Genomic DNA, 26,002 nt, shown 5'->3' on the forward strand with positions numbered 1-26,002 from the left:
TCGGAGGGGATGGATCAGGCGGAGGCGCCGAGGCTGACCCGGCGGAAGACAGCGGCGAGGGAGGCCTCCGACGCGGAGAGACGGTCCAGGTGCAGCCGGTGCGAGTCGGCCCAGGACAGCACTTTCCAGAGATCGCCCTGCAGGTCCCCCGTGGGCAGGGTCACCCGGGTGGTGGACAGTGTCGGGGAGAAGTCCGGCTCCAGGCCGAGGGCCGACAGCGGCAGGACGTCGACCGCGGCGTCGACCTCGAAGGCGATGACCGCGGGTTCGCGGGTCAGCACGTCGGCGAGCGTTCCCTCGACGGCGATCGCGCCGTCGTGCATGATCGCCAGGCGGTCCGCGTACATCTCCGCCTCCTCGAGGTAGTGGGTGGTGAGCACCACGGTGGTCCCGTCGTCGTTGAGCGCGCTGACCAGGTCCCACGTGCGCTCGCGGGACTCGGGGTCCAGGCCCGTGGTGGGCTCGTCGAGGAACAGGACGTCCGGTTCGGCGGCCGTGGCGAGCAGCAGGTCGAGGCGACGGTGCTGGCCGCCGGAGAGCATCTTCACCCGGGTGGAGGCCTTGCCGGCCAGGTCCAGCACGTCGAGGCCGTGGGTGATCACCTCGGCGGCGGCGCGGCCCCGCGGATCGGCGGAGGAGAGGCGGAGCCAGAGCCGGCACGTCTCCTCGACCGTGAGGTCGTCCGCGAAGCCGGCCTCCTGCAGCATGATGCCGATGCGTGGCCGGATCGACGCCTTGTCGCGGTACGGGTCACCACCGAGGACGGAGACGGTCCCCGAGCTCGCCGGGCGGTGCCCCTCGAGGGTCTCCATCGTCGTCGTCTTCCCGGCACCGTTGGTCCCGAGGAGGGCGAAGAACTCGCCGTTGCGGATACTGAGGTCGATCCCGTGGACGGCCTCGTACGAACCGTAGGAGCAGCGCAGGCCCGAGGCGGCGACCGCGATGGTGTCGGGTTCGACGGGCCGGGTGGACGTGGACTGGGAGCTGGGAGTCGTGGTCATGCCTCCATCCTTCCGAGCCCGGGGCGGCAGGGTCAGTGCCCGGGCGTCACGCGTGCCCGTGCAGGTCCGCACGCCCGGACCATGACAGATGTCATGGTCCTACGATGGACGGCATGGCGCTCTTCACGGATCGATCACGTCCCCCGGACGAGGGGACGGAGGCGGTCGACGCGGTGGTGACGGCCCTCGAAGCGGGCCGCGGGGTTCGCGCCACCTGGCGGTACACGATCGCCTCGATCGTGTTCTACGTCGTCGTCGTCGGCCTCGTGAACACCCTCCTGCTCCTCAGCGGCGGTTCCTACGGCCTGCAGTTCCTCGATGTCGCGCTGGTCCTGCTCGCCGTCACCTCCCTCGCTGCTCTCGTGCGCTACTGCTGGTTCTTCCGCAACGGGTTGGGTGGGGGGCTTCCCGCCCGGAGGTACACGCTGTGGCTCCTCCTCCCCGCGGGGGCGCTGTACGTGCTCGGGCTGCTGCAGTCCCACACGCTGTGGGTGGCAGCCCTGCCGCTTTGGTTCGCCGCGAACGCGGTGGCCGTCGTCGTCACCCGGCGTGAGCGCACACGGGTGCTCGCCCTCACGGTGCCCGTCCTGGTGCTGCACGGGATGCTCGGCATGCTCCTCGGGAACAGCGGGCAGAGCGCGGTCGCGGACACCGGGGGGTTCGCGTCGGTCGCGCTGTGGGCACTCATGACCCCCCTGCTGTTCGTCGGGAGCATCTGGTGGTGGGAGATCGTGGTGCGGCTCGACGACAGCCGCCGGACCTCCGGTGAGCTGGCGGTCGTGCAGGAGCGGTTGCGCTTCGCCGCGGACCTCCACGACATCCAGGGCCACCACCTCCAGGTGATCGCCCTCAAGACCGAGCTCGCCGGGCGCCTGCTCGACACCGACCCGGAAGCCGCGCGGGTCCAGATCACCGAGGCCCAGCAGCTCGCGCGGACGGCGCTCGAGGACACCCGGGCCCTCGTCCACGGCTACCGGGCGGTCTCGCTGGCCGCCGAGGCGGCGAACGCGGCGGAGGTGCTCGGCGCGGCGGGAATCTCCTGCTCAGTGGACGTCGACGGCGAGGGGTTGCCGGCCGAGCTCCGCACCCTCTTCGGCCTGGTCATCCGGGAGGCGACGACGAACATCCTCCGGCACAGCGAAGCAGGCGCGGTGCAGCTGAGGCTGGAGTGCTCCGACGCCCGGCGCGTCCTGGTGGTGCGGAACGACGGCGTCCTCGGTACCGGCGGTGGTCGCGCGGGCGGGTCGGGGATCGACGGGTTGCGGCGCCGGTTCGAGGTGATCGGCGGGCGCGTCACGGCCGGGGGCGACGGCGGATCGTTCGTCCTGACGGCCGAAGCACCTGCCGGTACTGCTCCCGCTCCGGCGATGACGGCGGCCGGAGCACCCGCCGGCACGGCGGTCCCGGCGCCCTCGTCGACGGCTGGCGACCGGGGCCGGCCATGATCAGGATCGTCCTCGCCGATGACGAGCACCTGATCCGCGGGGCGCTGGAGGCGTTGCTCGGGCTGGAGGAGGACCTCGAGGTCGTGGCGAGCGCCGACAACGGGACGGATGCCGTGCGGCTCGCGCAGCTGCACGTCCCGGACGTCTGCGTGCTCGACCTCGAGATGCCGCCCACGGACGGGATCTACGCCGCGGAGGAGATCCTCCGGAGTGTCGCGACGCGCGTCGTCATCGTCACGCGCCACGCGCGGCCGGGTGTCCTGCGGCGGGCGCTGACGAGCAGGGTGTCAGGCTTCGTCCCGAAGTCCACGCCGGCGGACCAGCTGGCCGAGGTCATCCGCGATGTCGCCGCCGGACGTCGCTACGTGGACCCGGACATCGCCGCGAGCGCGCTCACGGGGGAGTCCTGCCCCCTGACGGCGCGCGAGCTCGACGTGCTCCGGCACGGGCACCAGGGAGCGAGCCTCCAGACCATCGCCCGAGAGCTGCATCTGGCCCCCGGGACGGTGCGCAACTACGTCTCCTCCGCGATGGCCAAGCTGGACGCACCGTCGCGCCACGCGGCCGCGGCCAGGGCATGGGAGCAAGGCTGGATCTGACGTGCCCGGCTCCCGACGGTTGTGGGAGCATAGCGTCATGACGGAACAGCAGCCCGCAGGCCCTTTCCGGACCGCCCCCGCGACCGGTTCGGGCACTCCGGACGAGCCGCAGACGGGCACCATCGGCACACCGGAGCAGCTCGATGCTGCACAGGGTGCCCAGGGGTCGCAGGACGGACGTCCCGCGACCCTCGCCGAGCTCGTCGACGAGCCGGCGAAGGTCATGCGCATCGGCACGATGCTCAAGCAGCTCCTCGAGGAGGTCCGCAGCGCGCCCCTCGACGACGCCGGCCGCACGCGGCTGGCGTCCATCCACGAGCGTTCGGTCACGGAGCTCGAGGACGGTCTCGCACCCGAGCTCGTCGAGGAACTCCACCGCATCAACCTGCCGTTCGACGAGGATTCGGTGCCCACCGACGCTGAGCTGCGGGTCGCGCAGGCGCAGCTCGTGGGCTGGCTGGAGGGCCTGTTCCACGGGATCCAGACGGCCCTCGCGGCGCAGCAGATGGCGAACCAGCAGCTCGCCGCCCGCCTCCAGCTGCGACAGCTCCCCGCCGGCACGGTGATCGCGCCCGGCGTCGTCGTCGGGGAGGACGGCGAGCCGCGCCGCACCCCGCCCGCCCGCCCGGCCCAGGCGTCCGCGGACACCCACGGCCCCGGCCAGTACCTGTAGCGCCTGGGTGGCATTCTTCGCGGCGGCGCGGCAGGGACGGAAGGACGACGCCGAACTCGGTACGGGCGTGTGGCGTCGCGCCCACGATCGCTTCCGGCGTGGCCTCGACCGTTACCACCAGATCCTCGAGGGCATCGAGGACGACGACGTCTACAACGAACTGGTCACCGTCGCCAACGAGCTCGGCGCCATGCTGCCGCGGGTGCGGTCCGTGTGCGTCCGTGCGCAGTCGTCCTCCCCGAGCACGGGCCTGGACATCCCGGGCGCCCTGCTCCAGGTGCACCGGGCGCTCTCGAGGGCGGGCAACACGCTCGCGACCACGGCGGAGGCCGCCGCGATGACACGGCTCGACGGCGAACGGTGGGGCGTCGCGTCCGCCGGCCTCGACAACGTCCGCCGGCGGGCCCAATTGGTGGCCGATGATGTCGAGGAGGCCGAGCGGTCGATGCCGGACGGTTGCTAGGCGGTCCGTCCCCCCGCACTGCGCATGGTCCCGCCGCTCAGTAGAAGAGCAGCGTGCTGCCCGGTCCGGCCGCTATGTCCCACACATCGAGCTCCTTGCCGCCGCACGTGGCCCGTTCACCGGTGGCCACACCGCGGATGTACGGGGTCGGCCTGTTCTCGTCCACGTACGGGTAGCCGCGCTCGTTGAGGACGGTCAGGACGCGCCGCCCGACCCGCGGATCGCCGTCGGGGTAGGACAGAACCTCCTCGCGCTCGTACGCGGAGAAGCCCTCGGGCCAGCGGAGCACCACTGAGCGACCGTTGAACTCGAACCACACGCAGGCCCTGCCGCCGTTGGCAGCCATCCGGAACGTCCCCAGCTGGTTCGCGGGCAGATTCTGCGCAGAGCGCCCCTCCGCGGGAAGGATGCCGACGATGTCCGCGGGATCGAGCCCACCCGGCTCCACGCCGCTCGTCGCCAGGGCAAGCTCCGGCGCGGGGAGCGTGTCGATGGCATCGCGCAGTTCCGGCGGCAGCGGTGCAGGGTCCCCGGAGACCGTCGTGGCCTCGGGCGACCGCCGATCGACGAGGGTCAGCACCGAGCCCTCCCCCTCGATCGGGGAGAGCACCCCGTCGCCGTCGCGCACCAGGAAGAGGAGCTGGTGCGGAGGGAAGAAGTTCCTGCTGTAGGGGCGCTCGAGGGTGCTCCGTCCGGTCACGTCGACGGTCAGGACGTCGCCGTCGGCCTCGCCCTTGACGATCTGCACCACCACGGAGGCCTGGAGGATCCGCACGTCGCCGTCCACCGTGGTCGGTTCGACCGCCGCGTCGGAGACGATCGCGACGACGTCCGCCAGGCCGTACAGGCGCTCGACGCCTTCCGACGGACCGGAGGGAGGGCGCGGAACGATCACGCTGGCGAGGACCGCGACGAGCGCGAGCAGGCACGCCGCACCGACGGCGGTCGGCACCCGGCCGGCCCGGGCGCCGTGCACTCCGGGCCTCGGGACACCGACGCGGGTGTCCCGGGCGGTGAACAGCCCGTCCTCGTCGTCGACGTCGTGGCGGCGAGGTTCGCTGCCGGACTGCTCCGGCCGCTCGCGGAGGTCGTGTCCGGCAGGTGGGACGCCCCGGCCTGCTGACGGGCCGGGCGGGGGCGTCCGTGGTGCGGGCAGGGGCCGGCTCGCGTCGAGCTGCGCCTCGGTGACGGTCGTTGCAGGATCAGCCCGCCGTAACCGCTCGGTGAGCGGATCAGGGCCGGGCCGGGCCGTGTGCAGCGGAGTATCCGGCGCAGCGCCCGGTCCGTCGGTCCCACCCGTACCCCGTCGCGGTCCCGGACGGTCGTTCCCCACAGCCGGGAGCCCTTCCGCAGGGTGGGGCTCCTCCGTGCCGGCCAACCGCCGCGCGACGGCGTCCTCGACGATCCGCAGCTGGTCGACGGCCTGACCGGTGGCACGCGCAGCCTCGGCGGGTTCGAGGCCGTCCCAGTGCCGGAGCAGGAGGAACTCCCGCTCGTCCGGCCGGAGCGCCGACAGGGCGGACCTCAGGTCCGGATCGTCCGGGACGCGGGGCGGCAGGTCAGGCGGAAGGAAGCGTTCCAGTGCCGACCTCGCCGCGACCAGGACGTCGCCCAGCACGTCGCCCCGTCGGTCGTCCCGTCCGTCGTCCACGTCCGGCAGCACGCGAGGCGCCGGGAGCGCAGGCCACCCGGGCGACGGCGGCGGGAGGTGACCGGTGGCCTCGTGGGCGGCCGCCGAGGCAAGGCGCACCGAGAGCGAGCGACGGAAGGCGTAGCGGTAGGCGGCGTCGTGCAGGGACGTCTCGTCCAGCAGATCCACCCCCGTCGTCCGGCCGCCTGCGCCCCGGCCGCGAGCGACGACATGCCACGCAGACTGATAGTTGTCAGGTGAAACAGAAATAATCCGGCGCAGCGGGTGGTTCCCGCCTGTATGACTACATCACCACACCTTACGTTCAACGACGGCCACACCATCCCGCAGCTCGGCTACGGCGTATGGCAGGTCGAGGACAACGTCGCCGAGGACGTCGTGGGCAAGGCCTTCAAGGCCGGCTACCGCCACATCGACACGGCGAAGATCTACGGGAACGAAGCCGGCGTGGGCCGTGCGATCGCGGCATCGGGGCTCAGCCACGACGACATGTTCATCACCACCAAGCTGTGGAACGCGGATCAGGGCTACGACAGCACGCTCAAGGCGTTCGACGCGTCCATGGAGCGCCTCGGCCTCGAGACGCTGGACCTCTACCTCATCCACTGGCTTCAGCCCCAGCAGGGCAAGTACCTCGACACCTGGAAGGCCTTCATCGAACTGCAGAAGCAGGGTCGTGTGAAGAGCATCGGTGTCTCGAACTTCACGGTCGAGGCCCTCACCGAGATCATCGACGCCACCGGCGTGGTGCCCGTCATCAACCAGGTGGAGACGCACCCCTACCTCAACCAGGCGGAGCTGCGCGCGTTCGAGGCCGAGAAGGGCATCCTCCACGAGTCGTGGTCGCCCATCGGTTCCGGTAAGGGACTGCTCGACGACGCCGTCCTGCAGGACATCGCGCAGAAGCGCAACGCCTCCCCCGCCCAGGTGGTCCTCGCCTGGCACCTCGCGCTCGGGAACGTGGTCATCCCCAAGTCGGTGACCGAGTCGCGCATCATCGAGAACTGGGAGTCCCTCGACGTGACGCTCGAGGACGAGGACGTCGAGGCCATCAACGCCCTCGACAAGGGTGCGGAAGGCCGCATCGGAGCCGACCCCGCGACGTCCGACTTCGCCTGATCCCCACTCGGGATCCTGGCAGGATCTTCAGAGCCGCCCGGCAGCGCCGGGCGGCTCTCGTCGTTCCGGGCCGCGGGTGTGACGCCGCGGCGCCCTTAGCAGACCGCTCCCGCGCAGGCGAGACCCGTGGGCCCGCGAATCGTCGTTGCCGCCCCCACGGAGCGCGACCTAGCGTTTCCTGCACCTGTTCATCCCCTACATGGAGGTGCCCGATGGCTACCGGAGAAACCGGATTCGACGACGTCTCGTTCGACCTGATCTCGCTGCAGTACCACTCGTTGAAGGCGGGGCATGACTACGGCCAGTACGTCCGTGACGCCCGCAACGCCGGCCGCGACGACATCGCCGAGTTCTTCGAGCAGGTCATGGCCCAGGACTCCGAGCGCGCCGCGACGTGCCATCGGTTCCTCGGGGAGCTCACCACGTCCTCCGAGTCGGGCCCCGCCATGAGCTGATCGACCTCGGGGAGGCCCTTGATGCCGACCCCTTACGGGACGAGGACGACAGCGGCTGCTTCGGTGTCCGCCGTCGTCGTCATCGGACCCCGGGCTCCGAACGGCCACGGGACACGGAAAAGCCCCGGCGGCGAACCGTCCGGGGCTTCTGCTGGAGCCTCCTGCCAGAGTCGAACTGGCGACCTTCTCATTACGAGTGAGACGCTCTACCGACTGAGCTAAGGAGGCAATGCTTCCCGGTCCGGGGCTGAGCCCGACGCCGATCCACAAGCCACAACTTTATAGGCAGGTCCCGCTCGTGGTCAAAATGGCCGGACCTGACGCGAATTCGTCTCCCGTTCACGCCTGCGCCGCTTCCCGTTTCCTGGCGGGCCAGCCCTGTCGCGAAGCGTGGCTCCTACCCGTCACCGAGACCGGAACGGGCTCGGCCGGCAAAGGGGACGCCGCATGACGCAGGACCGCCCATTCACCCTCGCAGTGATCGACATGGCGGGGACCACCGTCGACGAGGGCGCCCTGCAGGAGGAGGCGTTCACCCGGGCCCTGACCTCCCACGGTGTCGCCCAGGGCACGGAAGCCTTCACCTCGATGACGGCGTATGCCCGCCGCACCATGGGCACCTCGAAGGAACTCGTCTTCCGCCACCTCTTCGCCGACACGCCCACGGCACTCGACGTCAACCGGACCTTCGAGCAGGTGTACGACACCCTGCTGGCCCGGCACGGGGTGCAGCCCATCCCGGGCGCCGAGGAGGCGATCCTCGCCCTGCGTGACGCGGGCCTGAAGATCTGCCTGGCCACCGGTTTCGGACGCCATACGCAGAACATGATCCTGGCGTCGCTGGGCTGGATGGGACTCGCCGATCTCAGCCTCTGCCCCTCCGACGCCGGCCGCGGACGGCCCTATCCCGACATCATCCTCACGGCGGTGCTCGCCCTCGACATCGAGGACGTCCGGTCGGTCCTGGTGGCGGGGGACACGACGTCGGACCTGATCGCCGGCAGGCGCGCCGGCGCCGGTGCGGTCATCGGTGTCCTCACGGGCGCGCACAGCGAGCCGGAGCTGCGCCGGGCGGGCGCCGACGCCGTCCTGCCCTCCATGTGCGGGCTGCCGCAGTGGCTGCAGTCAGGTGGTGCGGCAGCCTCCGATCAGCACCGCGCACCGTCCGCCGGCACCGTCCCGTCGATGAAGTAGTCGTCCACGAGATCGAGGATGCAGTCGTTCGACCTGCCGTAGGCGGTGTGGCCCTCACCCTCCCAGGTGACGTGAACGCCGGATTCGAGCTGGTCCGCGAGGGCCGTGGACCACGCGTAGGGCGTCGCCGGATCGCCGGTGGTGCCGATGACGAGGATCGGATCGGCGCCGGGAGCCCTGAGAGGGGCGGGTTCGGCGACGGGCGGGTACGTCCAGGGCGCACAGGTGACGCCACCGTAGGCCAGGAAGCGGCCGAAGGTCGGGGACGCCTCGATGAGCCGCTGCTCGTCGGCCTTCATCTCCGCGGGGTCGCTCGTCATGGGGTAGTCGAGGCAGTTCACGGCGAGGAACGCCGCGGTGGAGTTCGAGGCGTAGGTGCCGTCCGGGCGTCGCTCCGCGGACAGATCCGCCAGATACAGCATGGCGGAGGGGTCGCCGTCGAGGGCGTCGGTCACGGCCTGCGTGAGCGTCGGCCAGTTCCCGTTGTCGTACAGCGGCAGGATGAAGCCCTGGACGAACGTCGAGACCGGTACCAGCCGTCCGTCGTCCGCCGTCATGGGCTCCCGCTCCACGGCGGCGAACAACTCCTGGATCTGCCGGACGCCGTCGTCCACCGACCCGCTGTAGGGGCACTCCGCGCCCTGCTGGCAGTCCGCCACGTAGGCGCGGACCGTCTTCTCGAAGCCGTCGGCCTGACCGAGCGTGATCTCCTCGTTGCTGAGCGAGGGGTCGATGGCCCCGTCGAGCACCAGCCGCCCTGCGCGCCCGGGGAAGAGCTCGGCGTAGGTGGCACCGAGCTGGGTCCCGTAGGAGAAGCCGAGGTAGGTCAGTGTCGGATCGCTGACGAGGGCGCGCAGGATGTCCATGTCGCGTGCGGCCGACCCGGTGTCGACGTGGCCGAGCACCTCGCCCGTCCGCTCGGCGCAGAGGTCGGCGAACTCCTTCGCCTCGGCGGTGAGCAGTGCGAGTAGTTCGTCGTCCGAGGCGTCGGCCGGGTAGGACTCCTGGCGGGCTGCGTCCTGCTCGGCGGCGTCGTAGCAGCGCACGGGGGTCGAGCGGCCCACGCCGCGGGGATCGAAGCCGAGGATGTCGTAGTCCTCCCGCAGCCGCTCGCTCGCCACGTAGTCCAGGGAATCCCGGACGATGGCCACGCCTGATCCCCCGGGTCCACCCGGGTTGACGAGGAGCGTGCCCTGGGCGTCACCCGTCGCGTCCGCGCGGATGGCCGAGATGTCGATGCTCGCGCGTCCCGGGTCCGCGTAGTCGAGCGGGACCTCGATGGTCGCGCAGGAGAACTCCTCCTCGCAGTCCTCCCAGCGCACCTCCTGCTCGTAGAAGCTGAGCAGGTCCTCGGGGACGTCCCCGATGGCGGCGGGATCGGCGGTCTCGACACTGACCGAGCCGTCCGCGGACGTCTCGGAGGGGGAGGACAGCGTGCAGCCGGCCAGCCCTAGGACGACGGCGGCTCCGGCGAGGAGGGCGAACGGCGGGCGGCGCCGGGCGGGAGGGCTCACGGGCGCGATTCCGCGCGGGGTCACGGGCGAGGTCACGGGCCGGGTCAGGGATGGATCCTGGGTCATCGGTCGAGGTCCTTCCGGGACAGGAGGCTCACCGTCATGGCCTCGATGGCGAGGAGGGGTGAGACGTTCGTGCTGACCAGTCGCGTCCGCACCTCGTTGATCGCCTCGAGTCGCTGGAGGGTGTCCTCGGGGCCTTCACGCCGGGCGAAGTCCTCCAGTTCCGGGCGCAGGGGCTCGTTGACGAGCATCTGCCCGCTGGAGACCTGCAGCATCAGGACGTCGCGGTAGAACGAGATGAGGTCGGTGAGGGCCCGGTCGAAGTAGTCGTTCTTCGACCGCTTCGCCCGCCGCGTCTGGTCCTCCTCGAGGCGCCGGATCTGTGCGCGCATCGAGGGTGGCAGCGTTCCTGATTCGGGAGCGCCCAGGGTCGCGAGGAGCGAGGCCCGCTCCTCGGCGTCGCGCTGTTCGAAGGAGCTCTGCGCCTCCGCCTCGGCGAGGCGCACGAGGTCCGCGGCCGCCCGCATGGCGCCGGAGACCGAGCGCAGCGTCAGCGGAAGGCGGACGATCTGGTTGCGGCGCTCGCGCGCCCCGTCGTCCGTCGCCAGCCGCTTGGCGACCCCGATGTGGCTCTGCGCGGCCCGCGCGGCTGCTTCGGCGATCACGGGATCGATCCCGTCCCGGGCCACGAGCAACTCCGCGACGTCCTGCACGGGTGGCAGCCGGAGACCCACGGAACGGCAGCGTGAGCGGATGGTGACGAGCACGTCGCCCGGACTCGGCGCGCACAGCAGCCAGATGGTGCGCGGCGGCGGCTCTTCGATGGCCTTGAGGAGCACGTTGGTGCTGCGCTCCTGCATGCGGTCGGCGTCCTCGACGATGATGATCCGCCACCGGCCGGTGGAGGGCTTGTCCTGCGCCTTCCGGACGAGTTCGCGGGCCTCGTCGATGCTGATGGTGACCTTCTCCGTCGTGACGTTGGTGAGGTCGGCGTGCGCCCCGGACAGGACCGTGCGGCACGCCTTGCAGGTACCGCACCCGCGCTCGGCCAACAGGTCACGCTCGCACAGCAGAGCGGCGGCGAAGGCCCGTGCGGCGTTCGACCGGCCGGAGCCGGGGGGCCCCGTGAAGAGCCATGCGTGGGTGGGCGCTCCGGACTGCGCGGCCCGGCGGAGCTGCTCCACCACCTGTTCCTGGCCGCGCAGCTCCGCCCAGACGCCGGTCGAGGGCAGGGCGTGTGCCACGGCGGTCATGCCGCCGCCCGGGGGAGGGCAGCGAGGACTGCCGCGTGCAGGTCCGCCGGTCGAGCAGCGGCGGCCAGCACCAGGTAGCGTCCGGGATCCTGGCGGGCGAGGTCGAGGAACGCGTCGCGAATGGCGGCGTGGAAGCCGTCGGGCTCCGATTCGAGCCGGTCCTCGGCGACGGTGCCGGCGGTGCGCCGGCTGCGTCCCTCCGCGGGATCCACGTCGAGGAGGACCGTGAGGTCGGGGCGGAGGCCGTCGGTGGCCCAGAGATTCAGGTCCAGGACGGAATCGGCGCCGAGGCCCCGGCCCACGCCCTGGTACGCGACGGAGGAATCGATGTAGCGGTCGCAGACGACGACGTCGCCGCGGCCCAGGGCGGGCACGATCACCTGCTGCACGTGGGCGGCGCGGGATGCGGCGAACATGAGTGCCTCGGTCCGCGCGTCGATGTCCCCGTGGCCGTGCTCGAGCACCAGCGACCGCAGTTCCTCCCCGATCGGGGTGCCGCCGGGTTCGCGGGTCCGGACCACGGTCCGGCCGCCCTCCTCGAGCGCCGTGCAGAGGAGCGAGGCCTGCGTCGACTTGCCGGCGCCGTCGCCGCCCTCGAACGCGACGAAGAGGCCGGGCAGGCCGTGCGGGAGGGGATAGGTCACGCGCCAAGCCTACCGAGTGGCAGCGACCCTTCGGGCGGGGTCACGCGTGCCGGGGTGAACCGGAGCGGCGCTAGGCTCGGGTCCATGGCCACCGACCACCCCGACCTCGCCCCGGACACCCTGACCGTCGCGGCGGGACGACCGCCGCGGGAGCACGACGCACCCGTCAACGTGCCGATCGTCCTCTCCACGACCTACCACGAGACCCGGGCGCCGCAACCCGGCGACCGCATCTACGCGCGGGGCTCCAACCCCACCTGGGATCCGTTCGAGGAGGCCCTGGGGGCGCTCGAGGGAGCCGACCTGCCGGCCCTCGTCTTCGGCTCCGGACTGGGCGCAGCTGCCGCAGCCCTCTCCCTCGTGCCGACCGGAGGAGCTGTGGTCATGCCGCGGCACGCCTACGCCGGCTCCATCAGCCTCGCCGGCGACCTCGCGGCACAGGGCCGCTTCGAGTTGCTGGCCGTGGACATCGCGGACACGGACGCGGTGCTCGGTACGCTCGACGCGCTCGCGCACCGCTTCGAAGCAGGCCAGGTGATGCTCTGGCTCGAGAGTCCCACCAACCCCATGCTCGAGGTCGCGGAGCTGGCCGTCCTGACGGACGCGGCACACGCCCACGGCGCCCTCGTCGTCGCGGACAACACCTTCAACACGCCCATGGTGCACCGGCCGCTGGAAGCGGGGGTCGACGTCGTCCTGCACTCGGTGACCAAGTGGCTGGCGGGCCACTCCGACGTCGTCCTCGGGGCGCTCGCCACGTCCGACGCGGCGCTGCGCGGGAGGTTGCTGGCGCACCGCACCCTCCACGGGGCGATCGCCGGGCCGTTCGAGGTCTGGCTGGCCCTCCGCGGACTCCGGACGCTCGCCCTGCGCATGGAGCGGAGCCAGTCGACGGCGGCCTTCCTCGCGCTGCACCTCGCCGACCACCCGGCCGTCCGCCGGGTGCGCTATCCCGGTCTCGCCTCGGATCCCGGACACGAGCGCGCCGCCGCCCAGTTCAACGGCTTCGGCGGGATCGTCAGCATCGAGCTCGACGACGTCGCCACCGCGGACGCCGTGGTGGAGGCGGTGCGGCTCTGGCTCCCGGCGACCTCCCTCGGTGGCGTGGAGTCCCTCGTGGAGCGCCGCCGTCGCCAGCCCGCCGAGCCGGCGACCGTGCCCGAGGCCCTCGTCCGGCTGTCCGTCGGCATCGAGAACCCCGAGGACCTGTGGGTCGACCTCGAGCAGGCACTCCGCCGGGCCACGGGCGGGCGTGACGGCGGCCTCTGACCGGACCAGCCGTCGTCGGGTCCGCAGCACGCGCCGGTGTCTGTCGGTGTCTGCCGGTGTCTGCCGGTGTCCGCCGGTGTCCGCCGGTGTCCGCCGGTGTCCGCCGGTGTCCGCCGGTGTCCGCCGTCGTCTGATCCGCAGCACGCGCCGGTGTCGGTCGGTGCCTGTCGGTGTCTGTCGGTGTCGCCGGTGCGCCACGGACGGGGCGGCCCGCTAAGCTGAGGGCGTGGACCTCGTACTCCAGACCCAGTACTTCCTGTACCTCGCGCTCGGCTTCGTCGCCCTGGGCATCGAGGTGTGGGCCCTCTCCGACTGCGTGCGTCGTCCCGGCACGGCCTTCGAGGCCGCCTTCAAGCGCACCAAGGGCTTCTGGCTCGCGCTCACCGGTGGCGCCGTCGTGGTCGGCCTCCTCTCCGCCCTGGGCGGCCGTGGGGGCTTCAACCTCTTCCAGCTGGTCGCGATCATCGCGGCGTGCGTGTACCTGGCGGACGTGAAGCCCGCTGTCAGCCAGACCTCCGGACGCGGCGGCAACTCCGGCCCCTACGGCCCCTGGTAGGGAACAGCTTCCCCTGATCGATCGCGTCTCCCGGCCGAAAGGCCGAACGCGGAGGGCGGGCCCGGTCCACCGTCCGTCTCAGCCGGGCTTGACGGCGTCCCACGCCACGGTGACCTCGCCCAGGCGCCAGCGCGCCGGACCGTCCACCAGCGGCCAGCCCGCGCTCCTCAGGGACGCGCACATGGACCGCCATCGCTGCGCCTGGCCGAAGGACGCGAGCGCCGCCGCGTCGAGCCACGCCTTGTCGAGCGCCCGCAGGTAGGCGTGCACCCGCTCGCCCTCGACGTTCCGGTGGATCAGTGCCTTCGGGAGGCGCTCGGCGACGTCCGAGGGCAGGGTGAAGGCGCCGAACCTGAGCGAGATGCTCAGCGTGCTCGGCCCGTCGGCCTCGACCGCAGCCCAGGTGGCGCGCCGGCCGATCTCGTCGCACGTCCCGTCGACGAGAAGTCCTCCCGGCGCGAGCCGGCCCCGCACCTCGTCCCAGTAGGCGGCGTACTCGTCCTCCCCGTACTGGCGCAGCACGTTGAAGGCCCGCACAACCACGGGTCGGCGTCCGTCGAGGGGAAGCTCGAAGCCGCCCTGCCGGAAGCTGAGTCCCGGCCGCGCGAGCGGTTCCGCCGCCGCCACCCGCGCCGGGTCGATCTCGACGCCCATCACCTCGACGTCGTCGCGCACCGCCCGCAGGCGTGCGAAGAGCTCGACGGCCGTCACGGGAGCAGCCCCGTAGCCGAGGTCGACGACGAGCGGATCAGCGGCCCGGCGCAGGCGGGAGGACTGCGGGCCGGCGAGCCAGCGGTCCACCCGGCGCAGGCGGTTCGGGTTGGTGGTGCCGCGCGTGATGGTCCCGAGGGGTCTGGTCGGCGGTCGTCTCGGTGGCACCCGTCAAGGCTAGGCCACGGCCTCAACACTCGCGGAACAGGCCGCTCCCGGCATGACCCGGCTGACGTGGATACGGCAGACTAGGAGACATGACCTACACACTGATCCTGCTGCGCCACGGGCAGAGCGAATGGAACGAGAAGAACCTCTTCACCGGGTGGGTGGACGTCGCCCTCACGGAGAAGGGACGCGAGGAGGCCACCCGCGGTGGCCACCTGCTGACCGAGGCCGGTATCCTCCCGGACGTCGTCTACACGTCCCGGCAGAAGCGCGCCATCATCACCGCCAACCTCGCGCTCGAGGCCGCGGACCGCAGCTGGATCGACGTCAAGCGGAACTGGCGCCTGAACGAGCGCCACTACGGTGCACTGCAGGGCAAGGACAAGGCCCAGACGCTCGCCGAATTCGGTGAGGAGCAGTTCATGGAGTGGCGTCGGTCCTACGACACCCCGCCGCCCGCGCTCGAGGACTCCAGCGAGTACTCGCAGGTCGGCGATCCCCGCTACGCGGACCTCGGCGACGACGTCCCCCGCACCGAATGCCTGAAGGACGTCCTCGACCGCTTCCTGCCGTACTGGGAGTCCGACATCACCGTCGACATCCGGGCCGGGAAGACCGTCCTCATCGCGGCGCACGGCAACTCGCTGCGCGCCCTCGTGAAGCACCTCGACGGCATCAGTGACAAGGACATCGCAGCACTCAACATCCCTACGGGGATCCCGCTGGTGTACGAGCTGGACGAGGACCTCACGCCCGTCAAGGCCGGTGGCACCTACCTCGACGCCGATGCGGCTGCTGCCGCCATCGAGGCCGTCGCGAACCAGGGCAAGCACTAGCCGCGGGGAGCGCGACTCCCACCGGTCGTCGCAGAACCAGAACGACGGCGGTCCCTGCGGGGGCCGCCGTCGTCCTGTCCTGCCGGATGCGGATCAGGTCAGCGGAGCGCTCGGCTGCCATTCGCCGGTGACCAGGTAGGTGACCTTCCGCGCCACGGAGACACCGTGGTCGGCGAAGCGCTCGTAGTAGCGGCTGGCGAGGGTGACGTCCACGGTGGTGGGTGCGGTCTCGGCCCAGTCCTCGGCAGCCACGGCGCGGAAGACGCTCGCGTGCAGCTCGTTGACGCGCGCGTTGGCCGCGTTGATCTCGTTGCTCAGCTCCAGGTTCCGCGTCTCGAGCAGCTCGGTCACCTTGTCCGCGATCTGCACGTCGAGGTCGGCGAGCTCGTCGAAGGTGGCGCGGATGCTCTCGGGGATGACGTTCGCGGGGAAGCGCAGGCGGGCGAGCTGCGCCACATGGCGGGCGAGGTCACCCATGCGCTCAAGGGAGGCGCTCATGCGCAGGGCTCCCACGATCATGCGGAGATCGGAGGCCACGGGGCCCTGCAGGGCCAGGATGTCGATCGCGCGCTCGTCGAGATCGTTCTGCAGGAAGTCGATCCGCGCGTCCGCCGCGATGACCTCCTGAGCCAGTTCGGTGTCCGCTCCCTGGAAAGCGCTGTTGGCCTTCCGGATGGCCTCGGACACCAGTTGCGAGATCTCGATCAGCTCCTCGCCGATCTGGTGGAGCTCGGCCTGAAAAACCTTACGCACGTAGGGGTCCCTCCCTGGAAGTTTGCACTGCAACCGTATCCACAGTTCTGCCGCCGAGCCTTCCAGCCGTCGGTGAACTGTTTCCCCGCATTGTGTGAACGTTAGTTGAACCCCTCAGCCATTGCCACCGGATGAGGCCGGCCCGGAAAGTGAACGGCATAAGCTGTGTCCGTGGACCCCCTTCTCCTGACGCTCGTGGCCGGGCTGGTCGGCCTAGCCCTCGGTGTGAGCGGCATGGCGGCCTTCCGTGCGAGCGAGGCCCAGCGGCTCAGGCTGCTCTACGAGGACGAGCCCTCGCTGCCCGACGGCGCCGCCGAGGTCCTCTCCATCATCGGCCGCGCCTATGTCATCGTGGACGCGATCGACGGCGTCGTCCGGGCCAGCCCCGCAGCCTACGCCTTCGGCCTGGTCCGCGGGCACACCGTGGTGCACTCGGAGCTGCTGGACCTCACCTCCAGGGTGCGGCGCGACGGCGTGATCGAGCAGGAGCAGCTCGAGCTCCCGCGGGGTCCGCTGGGGCAGGGGACCATCGTGGTCCAGGTGCGCGTCGCGGCCCTCGGCGCGGAGTACATCCTGATCCTCGCCGATGACCGGACGGAGATCACCCGCAGCGAGGAGATCCGCAACGACTTCGTCGCGAACGTCTCCCACGAACTGAAGACCCCCGTCGGTGCCATCTCGCTGCTCGCCGAGGCGATCGACGACGCCGCCGAGGACGAGGTCGCCGTGCGCCGGTTCGCGCAGCGCATGCACAAGGAGTCCGGCCGGCTCTCGGCGCTCGTCCAGGACATCATCGAACTCTCCCGTCTGCAGGGCGCCGACGTCGTCCGCCGCGGCAAGCCCGTGGACGTCAACGCGGTGATCGCCGAGGCGGTGGACCGCAACAAGCTGCCCGCGGAGAGCAAGCAGATCGACATCGTCGTCGGCGGGACCGTCCAGGCGCCCGTGTACGGCGACCGCGACCTGCTGATGACGGCGTTCCGCAACCTGATCGACAACGCCATCCGCTACTCGCCCGAGGGCACGCGGGTCGGCGTGGGCGTGCGGTCGCGCGACGGACTGGTGCAGGTCTCGGTCACGGACCAGGGCACGGGCATCACGCCCGAGGAGCAGGAGCGCATCTTCGAGCGTTTCTACCGCATCGACGCCGCGCGGTCCCGCCAGACCGGAGGGACCGGCCTCGGCCTCAGCATCGTGAAGCACGTGGTCGCGAATCATGGCGGAGAGGTCACCGTGTGGTCCCAGGCCGGTCAGGGCAGCACGTTCACGGTCCGGCTGCCCGAGATGGAGGTCAACCCGGAGGACGGCGGTGCACCCGGCCACGGGACGACGTCGGGCACCGATGCCCCGGGCGTCCAGATTTCCGACACGACGTCGGGCAAGAGGGGCAGCGCTGCTGCCCATGAGCAGGGAGTCAAGGCTTGAGCCGCATTCTGATCGTCGAGGACGAGGAGTCCTTCAGCGACCCGCTGTCCTACCTCCTGGGCAAGGAGGGCTTCGAGGTGTCGGTCGTGGACAACGGCCTCGACGCCATCACGGAGTTCGACCGCTCCGGTGCCGACCTCGTGCTGCTGGACCTCCAGCTGCCGGGGCTGTCCGGGACGGAGGTCTGCCGCCAGCTGCGCCAGCGTTCGAGCGTCCCGGTCATCATGCTGACCGCCAAGGACGCCGAGATCGACAAGGTGGTGGGCCTGGAGCTCGGTGCCGATGACTACGTCACCAAGCCCTACTCGTCCCGCGAGCTGGTCGCCCGCATCCGTGCGGTCCTGCGGCGGCAGGGTGAGCCCGAGGAACTGATCTCGAACACCATCCAGGCGGGCCCCGTCCGGATGGACATCGAACGGCACGTGGTGAGCGTCGACGGCGAGCAGGTGGCGCTGCCGCTCAAGGAGTTCGAGCTCCTCGAGATGCTGCTGCGCAACTCCGGCCGGGTGCTCACCCGTGGCCAGCTGATCGATCGCGTGTGGGGTTCCGACTACGTCGGGGACACGAAGACGCTCGACGTGCACGTGAAGCGCCTGCGCGGGAAGGTGGAGCCCGACCCCTCGAATCCGCGCTACCTGATCACCGTCAGGGGACTCGGGTACAAGTACGAGCCCTGAGGGGGCACGACGCAGAACTGCCCGCCTCCGATGGTCCGGAGGCGGGCAGCAGTGTCGTCGGCAGGATCCGCCTACTCGCCTTCGGACGCTTCCTCGGTGGCCGCAGGCTCGCTCGGGCGCGGCGTGTAGCCGCCGGGGACGAACTCGCGGTACTCCTCGAGCGTCCCGTCGAGCACGGGCACCTCGAACGTCGCCTGGTCGCCGTTCACCTCGAAGTCGACGTCGACGAGGGAGCCCGGGATGTCGTCGACACCCTCGAGCGAGGCGTCGTCCGAGGTCTCGTCCTCGAGCTTGATCTGGCCCTGGCCCTCGATCGTGAAGCTCGTGGAGGCACCGCCGGCGCTGATCGAGAGGTTCACGGGGTCGTCGCCCGAATTGAAGATCGTGCCCACGAGGCGGCCCGCCGTCTCGTCATCGCGGCCGACGATCAGGATGTTGCGCATGAGCACGGGCCCGAGATCCTTCACGATGCCGTCCGATGCGGCGTACTGCGTCGTCGTCGACTGCTCAGCGGTGAAGCTGCAGCCGGAGACCCCCAGCATCAGCAACACGGCGCCGGCAGCGACTGACCGCTGCACTCGGTTCTTCGGTGCACTCTTCACGGCACAAACTCCTGGGGGCTCAACAGGTGGGACAGGGACGGAATCCGATGCGGACCTACAGGACAGACTATCGGCTACGAGCATCAACCGTGGTGTCCGTTGCGGCCGCCCGAATGCTGCAGCAGCACCAAAAGCCCCTTCCGTCAAGAGGCGAATGATAGTCAATTCGCCCTGTTCAAGCCGTCTGACCTGCGAAAACGCGCCATCGGCGTGTCGTTGCCGTGATAAACTGACTGGCGGGAAAGGGGAAAGTCCACATGGTTTTTGAGGTTGGCGAAACAGTTGTTTACCCTCACCACGGCGCAGCGAAGATCGAGGAGATCAAGATGCGCGTCATCAAGGGCGAAGAGAAGATGTATCTCAAGCTCAAGGTGGCACAGGGTGATCTGACCATAGAAGTACCAGCAGAGAACGTCGACCTCGTAGGGGTCCGCGACGTGGTGGGCAAGGAAGGCCTCGAGCATGTGTTCGATGTCCTGCGGGCCGAATTCACGGAAGAGCCGACCAACTGGTCGCGCCGGTACAAGGCGAACCTCGAGAAGCTCGCCTCCGGCGACGTCATCAAGGTCGCCGAAGTAGTCCGGGACCTCTGGCGTCGCGACCACGACCGCGGACTGTCGGCCGGTGAGAAGAGGATGCTCGCGAAAGCGCGGCAGATCCTCATCTCCGAGCTCGCACTCGCGGAGAAGACCGATGAAGAGAAGGCCGCCAGCGTCCTCGACGAGGTCCTCGCCTCCTAGGAGCGGGACTGATCGTCGAAGAGGGACCCCCGGGTCCCTCTTTTTCTTTGCCCTGTCATAGGGTGACGGAGTGCCACCGAACCTGCAGCAGCCCGCCCCGCCCGTCGTCGGCCTGATCGTCGTCGCAGCTGGGACCGGCCAGCGCCTCGGGCACGGCATCCCCAAGGCCCGCGTGCTGTGCGGTGGGCGCACGCTGCTCGAGCACGCGCTGGACGCCGTGTCCGCCTCGGGCGTGGCCGCCGCCGTGGTGGTGGTCCTGCCGCCCGGGGACACCGTTCTGGCCGCCGTCGTGGAGGCAGCAGCCGGCGCCGCACCACGGGGCTGCTGGATCACCTCGGTCCCCGGTGGCGCGTCGCGGGTCGCCTCCGTCCGCGCGGGACTGGCTGCACTCCCGCCGGCGGCGGAGATCGTGCTGGTGCACGACGCCGCCCGCGCCCTCACTCCTCCTGCGGTCTTCCAGCGCGTCGCGGCCGCGGTCCGCGCGGGCGCCCCCGCAGTGATCCCCGTGGTGCCGGTGGCGGACACCATCAAGGTCGTCCGCGCGGACGTCGTCGAGTCCACCCCCGACCGCGCCGGCCTGCGCGCGGTGCAGACACCGCAGGGTTTCGCCGCAGCCTCCCTGCGCTCGGCGCACAACGGATCCGCCGCCGCGGATCCGGGCATCACGGACGACGCCATGCTCATGGAGGCACTCGGCGTGCCGGTCCGCGTGGTCGACGGCGACCCCCTCGCGTTCAAGGTGACCACCCCCCTGGACCTCACTGTGGCCGAGGCCGTCCTGGCGCTCAGGCGTGACGGCCGCGGTGCAGCAGACCCTTCCCCATCCGGCAGGAGTACCGATGTACCTGAGTGAGCACCTCCACCTTCCCCGCACCGGGATCGGCGTGGATGTCCACGCGTTCGCCCCCGAGGACGCGCCGGCGCCGCTGTGGGTCGCCGGCCTCCTCTGGGAGGGCGAACGGGGGCTGAGCGGCCACTCCGACGGGGACGTCGTGGCGCACGCGGCTGCGGACGCCCTGTTCTCGGCTGCCGGCGTCGGTGACCTCGGAAGCCACTTCGGCACGGACCGGCCCGAGTACGCCGACGCTTCCGGGCACGCGCTGCTTTCCGAGGCTGCGCGGATCGTCCGGGCGGCGGGCTTCGACATCGGCAACATCGCCGTCCAGCTCGTCGGCAACCGGCCGAAGTTCGCGCCGCGCCGCGCCGAGGCGGAAGCGGCCATGTCCGACGCCGCGCAGGCGTCGGTCAGCATCTCGGCGACCACCACCGACGGGCTCGGCCTCACCGGACGGAGCGAGGGGATCGCCGCGATCGCGACCGCCGTCGTCGTGCGGTCCGGTGGCCGGGTGCCCGGCGACACCGCGGGGGCCTGAGGGGTCCGGCGGGTAATCTGGACCGGTGAGCCTGCGATTCCATGACACCGCCCGCGCCGAGGTGCGTCCCTTCGAACCCCTCGAACCGGGCAGGGCGAGCCTCTACTACTGCGGCGCCACCGTGCAGGGCATGCCCCACGTGGGGCACGTGCGGTCCGCGATCGCCTTCGACCAGCTCACCCGGTGGCTCGAGGCCCGCGGCCTGCGCGTCACCGTGGTCCGGAACGTGACGGACATCGACGACAAGATCCTCGCCAAGTCCCGGGACTCCTTCCGCGAGGGCGCCGCCGATGCCGATCCGGCCGTCGTCCAGGACGAGCCGTGGTGGGCCCTGGCCTACCGTTTCGAGCAGGAGTTCCAGCGTGCCTACGCCGCACTCGGTGTCCGGCCGCCGACCTACGAGCCGCGCGCCACGGGCCACATCCCCGAGATGCATGCGCTGATCCAGCTCCTGATCGACCGCGGCCATGCCTACCCGGCGCCGGACGGATCGGGGGACGTCTACTTCGACGTCCGCTCCTGGCCGGCCTACGGCAGCCTCACGCGCCAGGACATCGACGAGATGCAGGCCGCGCCCGACGCCGATCCGCGCGGCAAGCGGGATCCTCGCGACTTCGCGCTGTGGAAGGGCGCCAAGGAGTCGGATCCGGTGACGGCGTCCTGGGCCAGTCCGTGGGGGGTGGGGCGGCCCGGCTGGCACCTCGAGTGCTCCAGCATGGTCACGAAGTACCTCGGCACGGAGTTCGACATCCACGGCGGCGGACTGGATCTCCGCTTCCCCCACCACGAGAACGAGATGGCTCAGTCGCAGGCCGCGGGGCACGCCTTCGCCCGGTTCTGGATGCACAACGGGATGGTCACCTTCGAGGGGGAGAAGATGTCCAAGTCCCTCGGCAACACCGTGAGTCCGCAGGAGATGATCGACGCAGCTGGCCCCCGCGTGGTGCGCTACTACCTCGGGCAGGCGCACTACCGCTCCGTGCTGGACTACCGCGAGACGTCGCTGCAGGAGGCTGCCGCGGCGGTCGCCAGGATCGACGGATTCATCGGCAAGGCCTCTGCCCGGGTCGGCGCGCCCGCCGTGCAGCAGGTCCGGGCGGCGGACCTGCCCGCGGCCTTCGCCGACGCCATGGATGACGACCTCAACGTGCCGCAGGCCCTCGCCGTCCTCCACACGACCGTGCGCGGCGGTAACACCGCGCTGGCCTCGGGTGATGACGCCGCGGTGGAGGCGGCCCTCTCCGCCGTCGTCGCCATGACCGGGGTGCTCGGGCTCGACGACGCCGGGGATGCCCGCGCGGGCGGGGCGGACGCCGCGCTCACGAAGGCCCTCGATGCGCTTGTCGGGGACCGCATCGCCGAACGCCTCGACGCCCGGTCGGCGCGGGACTGGGCGCGCGCGGACGCCATCCGCGAGGCGCTCTCGGGCGCCGGGATCGTCCTGGAGGACACGGCGGACGGGGCGCGCTGGTCCCTGGCGGAGGACCGGCCGGAGGACTGACCGGAGGACGTCGGCGGAGCCGGGGCCGCCGTTCCGGGGCGCCTCGCGCCGGAGTCGTGTCCACCGCCCGGCCGCGCGCAGAGGGAAGGCGCCGCCGCCCGGTAAACTGGAGGCGATTCTTCCTCTATTTAAAGGTGTTGTTCCATGGTCAGTCACGGACGTCCAGGCGCGGTGCGCAAGTCGAAAAAGGGCCCTTCCGTCGGCACCGGCGGACACGGGCGCAAGTCCCTCGAGGGCAAGGGCCCCACGCCGAAGGCGGAGGACCGCCCGTACCACAAGGCCTACAAGAGCAAGGAGCTCGCCGAGCGGTCCGCCGCCAAGCGCGCGGGCGGCAAGGGCGCCGGGACCGGGCGGACCAAGGGCAAGGCGGCCGAAGAAGCCGTCACCGGCCGCAACTCGGTGGTCGAGGCGCTGCGTGCCGGCATCCCCGCGAAGGCCCTCCACGTCGCCATCCGGATCGAGATGGACGACCGCGTCCGGGACTCGCTGAAGATGGCCGCCGAGCGGGGCATCCCCGTGATGGAGACCGGCAAGCCGGAGCTCGACCGCATGACCGACGGCGCGGTGCACCAGGGCCTCATGCTGCAGATCCCGCCCTACGAGTACGCCGACGCCCTCGACCTGGTGGACGAGACCATCGAGAAGTACCGCCGCGGACACATCGGCAACGCGCCGCTGTTCGTGGCCCTCGACGGCATCACCGATCCCCGCAACCTCGGCGCGATCATCCGTTCCGCCTCCGCCTTCAGCAGCCACGGGGTCATCGTCCCCGAACGCCGCTCGGTCGGCGTGACCGCATCGGCGTGGAAGACGAGTGCGGGGGCCGCGGTACGGGTGCCGGTCGCGCGCGTCGGCAACCTGAATGCCGCCCTGAAGAGCATGAAGGGCAAGGGCATCTTCGTCCTGGGTCTCGACGGCGACGGCGACGTGTCCCTGCCCCAGCTGTCCCTCGGCCGCGACCCGATCTGCATCGTCGTCGGATCAGAGGGCAAGGGCCTCTCGCGCCTCGTGCGCGAGAACTGCGACCAGATCGTCTCCATCCCCATCGATTCCGCCATGGAGTCGCTCAACGCGTCGATGGCGGTGGGCATCACGCTGTACGAGGTGTCACGCCAGCGTTCGTCCTGATCGCCCGACGATGATCCAGCCGGCACAGCAGCTTCCGCGCGCCTCCCGCGAGTTCCCCCTCGGGCTCCACGCCATCAGGCGGGGGGAGCAGCGTGATGCCCACGCCAACGCGGCCGTCTGGGCCCCCGGTATCCCGTCCATGGACGTGCACTGGCGCCGTGGCGACGGGTCGTGGACGTCCGAGACGCTGGTGGGGCTCGACGGCGGCGTGCACCACGGCGTGGTGGGGCCGGTGGATCCGGGTGCCCTGTACGCGTTCTGGCCCACGGGCGAGGACCTGCCCGGCGCCATCGGCGAGGCGCAGCTGCTCCTCGATCCCTACGGGCGGGCCATCGAGACGATCGACACCGTCGGGGCGCCCGGCACCGACGCGGCCGGGGAAGCCGACTCGCGTGCCTACTACTCGGTGTTCCTCGAGCACGCGTTCGACTGGGGTACGAGCGAGCGCCCGAACACGGCCTGGCGGGACACCGTCGTCTACGAGGCGCACGTCAAGGGCCTCACGAAGCTGCACCCCGACGTCCCCGAGGAACTCCGCGGCACCTACGCCGGGCTGGCCCATCCGGCGATGGTCACCTACCTGCGCGAGCTCGGGGTCACCGCCGTCGAACTCCTGCCGGTGCACTTCCACATCGACGAGCCGCACCTCGAGCCGCTCGGCCTCAGCAACTACTGGGGCTACAACACCCTGGGTTTCTTCGCCGCGCACACCGACTACGCGACGGCGGCGGCCCGGACCGCCGGCCCCGCTGCCGTGCTCGACGAGTTCAAGGGCATGGTGAAGGCGCTCCACGAGGGCGGCCTCGAGGTCATCCTCGACGTCGTCTACAACCACACCGCGGAGGGTGAGCAGCACCGGCCCGCCCTGTGCTGGCGCGGCCTCGGGGACCGCGACTACTACCGGCACGACGACGCCGGACGCTACCTGGACACCACCGGCTGCGGGAACACCCTCGACTTCTCCCAGCCGCGCGTCGTCGAGTTCGCCCTCGACTCCCTGCGGTACTGGGCGGAGGAGTGCCGCATCGACGGCTTCCGGTTCGACCTCGCGGTCACCCTCGCACGGGACGAGCGCAACGCCTTCACCCCGCGGCATCCCTTCCTCGTCGCCGCCGGGGCGTCGACGGTGCTGCGCGGGACGAAACTGATCACCGAACCCTGGGACATCGGTCCCGACGGGTGGCAGACCGGGCGCTTCCCGGTCGGCTGGGCGGACTGGAACGACGGCTTCCGCGACACGGTCCGCGACTTCTGGTTGCGGGACATCGCATCCCTGACGGGTGGCGGGGCGGCCTCCTCACCCGGACGGCTCGCAGGGTGCCTCGCCGGATCGGCCGACACCTTCGGTGCGTCCGGCAGGAGTCCCCTCGCCTCCGTGAACTTCGTTACCGCGCACGACGGCTTCACGCTCGCCGACCTGACGGCCTACGAGCGCAAGCACAACGGAGCCAACGGCGAGGGCAACCGGGACGGCCACAACGACAACCGCAGCTACAACCACGGTGCGGAGGGGCGCACGGAGGACGAGGGCATCCTCGCAGCCCGTGAGCGCAGCGCCCGCAACATCATGGCGTCGCTGCTCATCTCCCTCGGGGTGCCGATGCTCACCGCCGGCGACGAGTTCGGACGGACACAGGGCGGCAACAACAATGCCTACTGCCAGGACACGGAGCTCGCATGGGTGCACTGGCCCGATGACGCCGCCTCCCGCCGCATGCTGGACGCCACCCGGACCCTGCTCGCCATCCGGCGGGACTTCCTGGCCTGCCAGCCCCCGACGTTCCCGTCCCGGGGCGACCAGTCGACGCTGCTGTGGTTCAACGCCGCCGGACTGCCGATGACGCCGCACGAGTGGAACGACCCCTCCACCCGGACCGTGCAGCTCCTCCTCGGATCGACGGGCGGCACGATCAACGGCCTGGTGGTCATCAACGGGTCGCTCGAGCCGGCGCGCATCCACCTGCCGTCGGCCTGGATCCTGCAGGGCCAGGGTGTGGAGGGGGAGCAGCCGCGCTGGTTCAGCCGTACCTTCGACTCCGCCGGTGGCGATGACCCGCGGGTGCACGGTGCCGGGGCCGGCGGTGGCACCGGTGGCGGTGTCGGTGGCGGTGTCGACGGCCGTCTCCGCTCGGGCGAGGCCGATGTCGTCGCCGCCGATTCGGTCCGCATCTACCGCTGCTGACCGGCCCGGACGCGTCGGTACGCGACGGGACACCTGACGACGCTGCCGGAAACGACGAAGCCCGGGA

26 protein-coding genes and 1 tRNA gene are annotated in these 26,002 nt (G+C 71.0%); 18 read left to right on the forward strand and 9 right to left on the reverse strand.

Annotated features, from left to right (window positions below):
• Window positions 1-14 precede the first annotated feature (14 nt).
• Complete coding sequence (locus NVV32_RS02030) at window positions 15-1,001, reverse strand: ABC transporter ATP-binding protein (protein ID WP_422391196.1); 987 nt, start codon at window positions 999-1,001, stop codon at window positions 15-17.
• Between the two features lie 113 nt (window positions 1,002-1,114).
• Here NVV32_RS02030 and NVV32_RS02035 point away from each other — a divergent pair, with 113 nt between their 5' ends.
• The 4 genes from NVV32_RS02035 to NVV32_RS02050 are packed head-to-tail and all read left to right on the forward strand — an operon-like array spanning window position 1,115 to window position 4,181.
• On the forward strand, window positions 1,115-2,446 hold the full coding sequence (locus NVV32_RS02035; protein ID WP_422391197.1) for a sensor histidine kinase: 1,332 nt from the start codon (window positions 1,115-1,117) through the stop codon (window positions 2,444-2,446).
• Window positions 2,443-3,045: a response regulator transcription factor gene (locus tag NVV32_RS02040; RefSeq protein ID WP_055765173.1), complete on the forward strand. Its 603-nt coding sequence runs from the start codon at window positions 2,443-2,445 to the stop codon at window positions 3,043-3,045. The genes NVV32_RS02035 and NVV32_RS02040 overlap by 4 nt, the downstream gene beginning before the upstream one ends.
• Window positions 3,046-3,082: 37 nt before the next feature.
• A complete protein-coding gene (locus tag NVV32_RS02045) occupies window positions 3,083-3,718 on the forward strand; it encodes a bacterial proteasome activator family protein (protein ID WP_422391198.1) in 636 nt (211 codons plus the stop codon).
• A gap of 7 nt (window positions 3,719-3,725) precedes the next feature.
• Window positions 3,726-4,181 (forward strand): hypothetical protein, encoded by a 456-nt coding sequence (locus NVV32_RS02050; protein ID WP_055765171.1) that lies wholly within the window; start codon window positions 3,726-3,728, stop codon window positions 4,179-4,181.
• Between the two features lie 37 nt (window positions 4,182-4,218).
• On the opposite strand, the gene NVV32_RS02055 is transcribed toward NVV32_RS02050, so the two are convergent.
• A complete protein-coding gene (locus tag NVV32_RS02055) occupies window positions 4,219-6,000 on the reverse strand; it encodes a hypothetical protein (protein WP_422391199.1) in 1,782 nt (593 codons plus the stop codon).
• A gap of 111 nt (window positions 6,001-6,111) precedes the next feature.
• Here NVV32_RS02055 and NVV32_RS02060 point away from each other — a divergent pair, with 111 nt between their 5' ends.
• The gene (locus NVV32_RS02060; protein WP_055765165.1) at window positions 6,112-6,951 is read left to right on the forward strand and encodes an aldo/keto reductase; all 840 of its coding nucleotides are present in this window, start codon (window positions 6,112-6,114) and stop codon (window positions 6,949-6,951) included.
• 212 nt (window positions 6,952-7,163) lie between these two features.
• On the forward strand, window positions 7,164-7,406 hold the full coding sequence (locus NVV32_RS02065) for an acyl carrier protein (RefSeq protein ID WP_152816396.1): 243 nt from the start codon (window positions 7,164-7,166) through the stop codon (window positions 7,404-7,406).
• 152 nt (window positions 7,407-7,558) lie between these two features.
• Here the strand turns inward: NVV32_RS02065 and NVV32_RS02070 are convergent.
• Window positions 7,559-7,634: transfer RNA gene (locus tag NVV32_RS02070), tRNA-Thr, on the reverse strand.
• 219 nt (window positions 7,635-7,853) lie between these two features.
• Here NVV32_RS02070 and NVV32_RS02075 point away from each other — a divergent pair.
• Complete coding sequence (locus tag NVV32_RS02075; protein ID WP_422391200.1) at window positions 7,854-8,600, forward strand: HAD family hydrolase; 747 nt, start codon at window positions 7,854-7,856, stop codon at window positions 8,598-8,600.
• Here NVV32_RS02075 and NVV32_RS02080 read toward each other — a convergent pair.
• From NVV32_RS02080 to tmk, 3 genes are read right to left on the reverse strand one after another with little or no spacing between them, the layout of a single operon-like run.
• The gene (locus NVV32_RS02080) at window positions 8,555-10,180 is read right to left on the reverse strand and encodes an alpha/beta hydrolase (protein ID WP_422391201.1); all 1,626 of its coding nucleotides are present in this window, start codon (window positions 10,178-10,180) and stop codon (window positions 8,555-8,557) included. The two genes, NVV32_RS02075 and NVV32_RS02080, sit on opposite strands and share 46 nt — an antisense overlap.
• The gene (locus NVV32_RS02085) at window positions 10,177-11,370 is read right to left on the reverse strand and encodes a DNA polymerase III subunit delta' (protein WP_055765159.1); all 1,194 of its coding nucleotides are present in this window, start codon (window positions 11,368-11,370) and stop codon (window positions 10,177-10,179) included. Before NVV32_RS02085 ends, NVV32_RS02080 begins: the two co-directional genes overlap by 4 nt.
• Window positions 11,367-12,014, reverse strand: coding sequence for a dTMP kinase (tmk, locus tag NVV32_RS02090; protein WP_235498535.1), 648 nt, complete (start codon window positions 12,012-12,014; stop codon window positions 11,367-11,369). Before tmk ends, NVV32_RS02085 begins: the two co-directional genes overlap by 4 nt.
• 84 nt (window positions 12,015-12,098) lie before the next feature.
• Here tmk and NVV32_RS02095 point away from each other — a divergent pair, with 84 nt between their 5' ends.
• Together NVV32_RS02095 and NVV32_RS02100 are read left to right on the forward strand one after the other, a co-directional pair.
• Complete coding sequence (locus tag NVV32_RS02095) at window positions 12,099-13,283, forward strand: trans-sulfuration enzyme family protein (protein ID WP_422391202.1); 1,185 nt, start codon at window positions 12,099-12,101, stop codon at window positions 13,281-13,283.
• A gap of 226 nt (window positions 13,284-13,509) precedes the next feature.
• Window positions 13,510-13,839, forward strand: a complete 330-nt coding sequence (locus tag NVV32_RS02100; protein ID WP_055765154.1) for a DUF2516 family protein — start codon at window positions 13,510-13,512, stop codon at window positions 13,837-13,839.
• Between the two features lie 78 nt (window positions 13,840-13,917).
• On the opposite strand, the gene NVV32_RS02105 is transcribed toward NVV32_RS02100, so the two are convergent.
• Entirely contained in the window at window positions 13,918-14,718 is an 801-nt protein-coding gene (locus NVV32_RS02105) for a class I SAM-dependent methyltransferase (protein ID WP_055765151.1), read from the reverse strand.
• Between the two features lie 89 nt (window positions 14,719-14,807).
• Here NVV32_RS02105 and NVV32_RS02110 point away from each other — a divergent pair, with 89 nt between their 5' ends.
• Window positions 14,808-15,554 carry a phosphoglyceromutase gene (locus NVV32_RS02110; RefSeq protein ID WP_055765147.1) on the forward strand — a complete coding sequence of 249 codons (747 nt, stop codon included), beginning with the start codon at window positions 14,808-14,810 and terminating at the stop codon, window positions 15,552-15,554.
• 93 nt (window positions 15,555-15,647) lie between these two features.
• Here the strand turns inward: NVV32_RS02110 and phoU are convergent, their stop codons facing one another.
• A complete protein-coding gene (gene phoU, locus NVV32_RS02115) occupies window positions 15,648-16,307 on the reverse strand; it encodes a phosphate signaling complex protein PhoU (protein ID WP_422391203.1) in 660 nt (219 codons plus the stop codon).
• A gap of 171 nt (window positions 16,308-16,478) precedes the next feature.
• Here phoU and NVV32_RS02120 point away from each other — a divergent pair, with 171 nt between their 5' ends.
• Entirely contained in the window at window positions 16,479-17,732 is a 1,254-nt protein-coding gene (locus NVV32_RS02120) for a sensor histidine kinase (RefSeq protein ID WP_422391204.1), read from the forward strand.
• Window positions 17,729-18,409 carry a response regulator transcription factor gene (locus tag NVV32_RS02125; RefSeq protein WP_055765141.1) on the forward strand — a complete coding sequence of 227 codons (681 nt, stop codon included), beginning with the start codon at window positions 17,729-17,731 and terminating at the stop codon, window positions 18,407-18,409. Before NVV32_RS02120 ends, NVV32_RS02125 begins: the two co-directional genes overlap by 4 nt.
• A 71-nt stretch (window positions 18,410-18,480) precedes the next feature.
• Here NVV32_RS02125 and NVV32_RS02130 read toward each other — a convergent pair whose 3' ends face one another.
• Window positions 18,481-18,987, reverse strand: a complete 507-nt coding sequence (locus tag NVV32_RS02130) for a hypothetical protein (RefSeq protein WP_422391205.1) — start codon at window positions 18,985-18,987, stop codon at window positions 18,481-18,483.
• Window positions 18,988-19,268: 281 nt separating this feature from the next.
• Between NVV32_RS02130 and NVV32_RS02135 the strand changes: the two genes are divergently transcribed.
• The 6 genes from NVV32_RS02135 to glgX all read left to right on the forward strand — a co-directional run bounded on the left by NVV32_RS02135 (window position 19,269) and on the right by glgX (window position 25,935).
• Window positions 19,269-19,751 carry a CarD family transcriptional regulator gene (locus tag NVV32_RS02135; RefSeq protein WP_028280415.1) on the forward strand — a complete coding sequence of 161 codons (483 nt, stop codon included), beginning with the start codon at window positions 19,269-19,271 and terminating at the stop codon, window positions 19,749-19,751.
• A 70-nt stretch (window positions 19,752-19,821) separates the two neighbouring features.
• Window positions 19,822-20,604: a 2-C-methyl-D-erythritol 4-phosphate cytidylyltransferase gene (gene ispD / locus NVV32_RS02140; protein WP_422391206.1), complete on the forward strand. Its 783-nt coding sequence runs from the start codon at window positions 19,822-19,824 to the stop codon at window positions 20,602-20,604.
• Window positions 20,591-21,124, forward strand: coding sequence for a 2-C-methyl-D-erythritol 2,4-cyclodiphosphate synthase (gene ispF / locus NVV32_RS02145; protein ID WP_422391207.1), 534 nt, complete (start codon window positions 20,591-20,593; stop codon window positions 21,122-21,124). Before ispD ends, ispF begins: the two co-directional genes overlap by 14 nt.
• A 25-nt stretch (window positions 21,125-21,149) precedes the next feature.
• Window positions 21,150-22,625 (forward strand): cysteine--tRNA ligase, encoded by a 1,476-nt coding sequence (gene cysS, locus NVV32_RS02150; protein ID WP_422391208.1) that lies wholly within the window; start codon window positions 21,150-21,152, stop codon window positions 22,623-22,625.
• 144 nt (window positions 22,626-22,769) lie between these two features.
• Complete coding sequence (gene rlmB, locus NVV32_RS02155; protein WP_055765130.1) at window positions 22,770-23,753, forward strand: 23S rRNA (guanosine(2251)-2'-O)-methyltransferase RlmB; 984 nt, start codon at window positions 22,770-22,772, stop codon at window positions 23,751-23,753.
• A 10-nt stretch (window positions 23,754-23,763) separates the two neighbouring features.
• Complete coding sequence (glgX, locus tag NVV32_RS02160) at window positions 23,764-25,935, forward strand: glycogen debranching protein GlgX (RefSeq protein WP_422391209.1); 2,172 nt, start codon at window positions 23,764-23,766, stop codon at window positions 25,933-25,935.
• Window positions 25,936-26,002 lie beyond the last annotated feature (67 nt).

This window comes from Arthrobacter sp. N1 (assembly GCF_048288285.1).
Taxonomy (GTDB): domain Bacteria; phylum Actinomycetota; class Actinomycetes; order Actinomycetales; family Micrococcaceae; genus Arthrobacter_D.

Coding starts and splice junctions, on each gene's coding strand:
- NVV32_RS02085 (WP_055765159.1), bottom strand. CDS start 11,370: ATGACCGCCGTGGCACACGCCCTGCCCTCGACCGGCGTCTGGGCGGAG.
- NVV32_RS02135 (WP_028280415.1), top strand. CDS start 19,269: ATGGTTTTTGAGGTTGGCGAAACAGTTGTTTACCCTCACCACGGCGCA.
- NVV32_RS02095 (WP_422391202.1), top strand. CDS start 12,099: ATGGCCACCGACCACCCCGACCTCGCCCCGGACACCCTGACCGTCGCG.
- glgX (WP_422391209.1), top strand. CDS start 23,764: ATGATCCAGCCGGCACAGCAGCTTCCGCGCGCCTCCCGCGAGTTCCCC.
- rlmB (WP_055765130.1), top strand. CDS start 22,770: ATGGTCAGTCACGGACGTCCAGGCGCGGTGCGCAAGTCGAAAAAGGGC.
- NVV32_RS02110 (WP_055765147.1), top strand. CDS start 14,808: ATGACCTACACACTGATCCTGCTGCGCCACGGGCAGAGCGAATGGAAC.
- NVV32_RS02080 (WP_422391201.1), bottom strand. CDS start 10,180: ATGACCCAGGATCCATCCCTGACCCGGCCCGTGACCTCGCCCGTGACC.
- ispF (WP_422391207.1), top strand. CDS start 20,591: ATGTACCTGAGTGAGCACCTCCACCTTCCCCGCACCGGGATCGGCGTG.
- NVV32_RS02065 (WP_152816396.1), top strand. CDS start 7,164: ATGGCTACCGGAGAAACCGGATTCGACGACGTCTCGTTCGACCTGATC.
- NVV32_RS02035 (WP_422391197.1), top strand. CDS start 1,115: ATGGCGCTCTTCACGGATCGATCACGTCCCCCGGACGAGGGGACGGAG.
- NVV32_RS02045 (WP_422391198.1), top strand. CDS start 3,083: ATGACGGAACAGCAGCCCGCAGGCCCTTTCCGGACCGCCCCCGCGACC.
- NVV32_RS02060 (WP_055765165.1), top strand. CDS start 6,112: ATGACTACATCACCACACCTTACGTTCAACGACGGCCACACCATCCCG.
- NVV32_RS02030 (WP_422391196.1), bottom strand. CDS start 1,001: ATGACCACGACTCCCAGCTCCCAGTCCACGTCCACCCGGCCCGTCGAA.
- NVV32_RS02040 (WP_055765173.1), top strand. CDS start 2,443: ATGATCAGGATCGTCCTCGCCGATGACGAGCACCTGATCCGCGGGGCG.
- NVV32_RS02075 (WP_422391200.1), top strand. CDS start 7,854: ATGACGCAGGACCGCCCATTCACCCTCGCAGTGATCGACATGGCGGGG.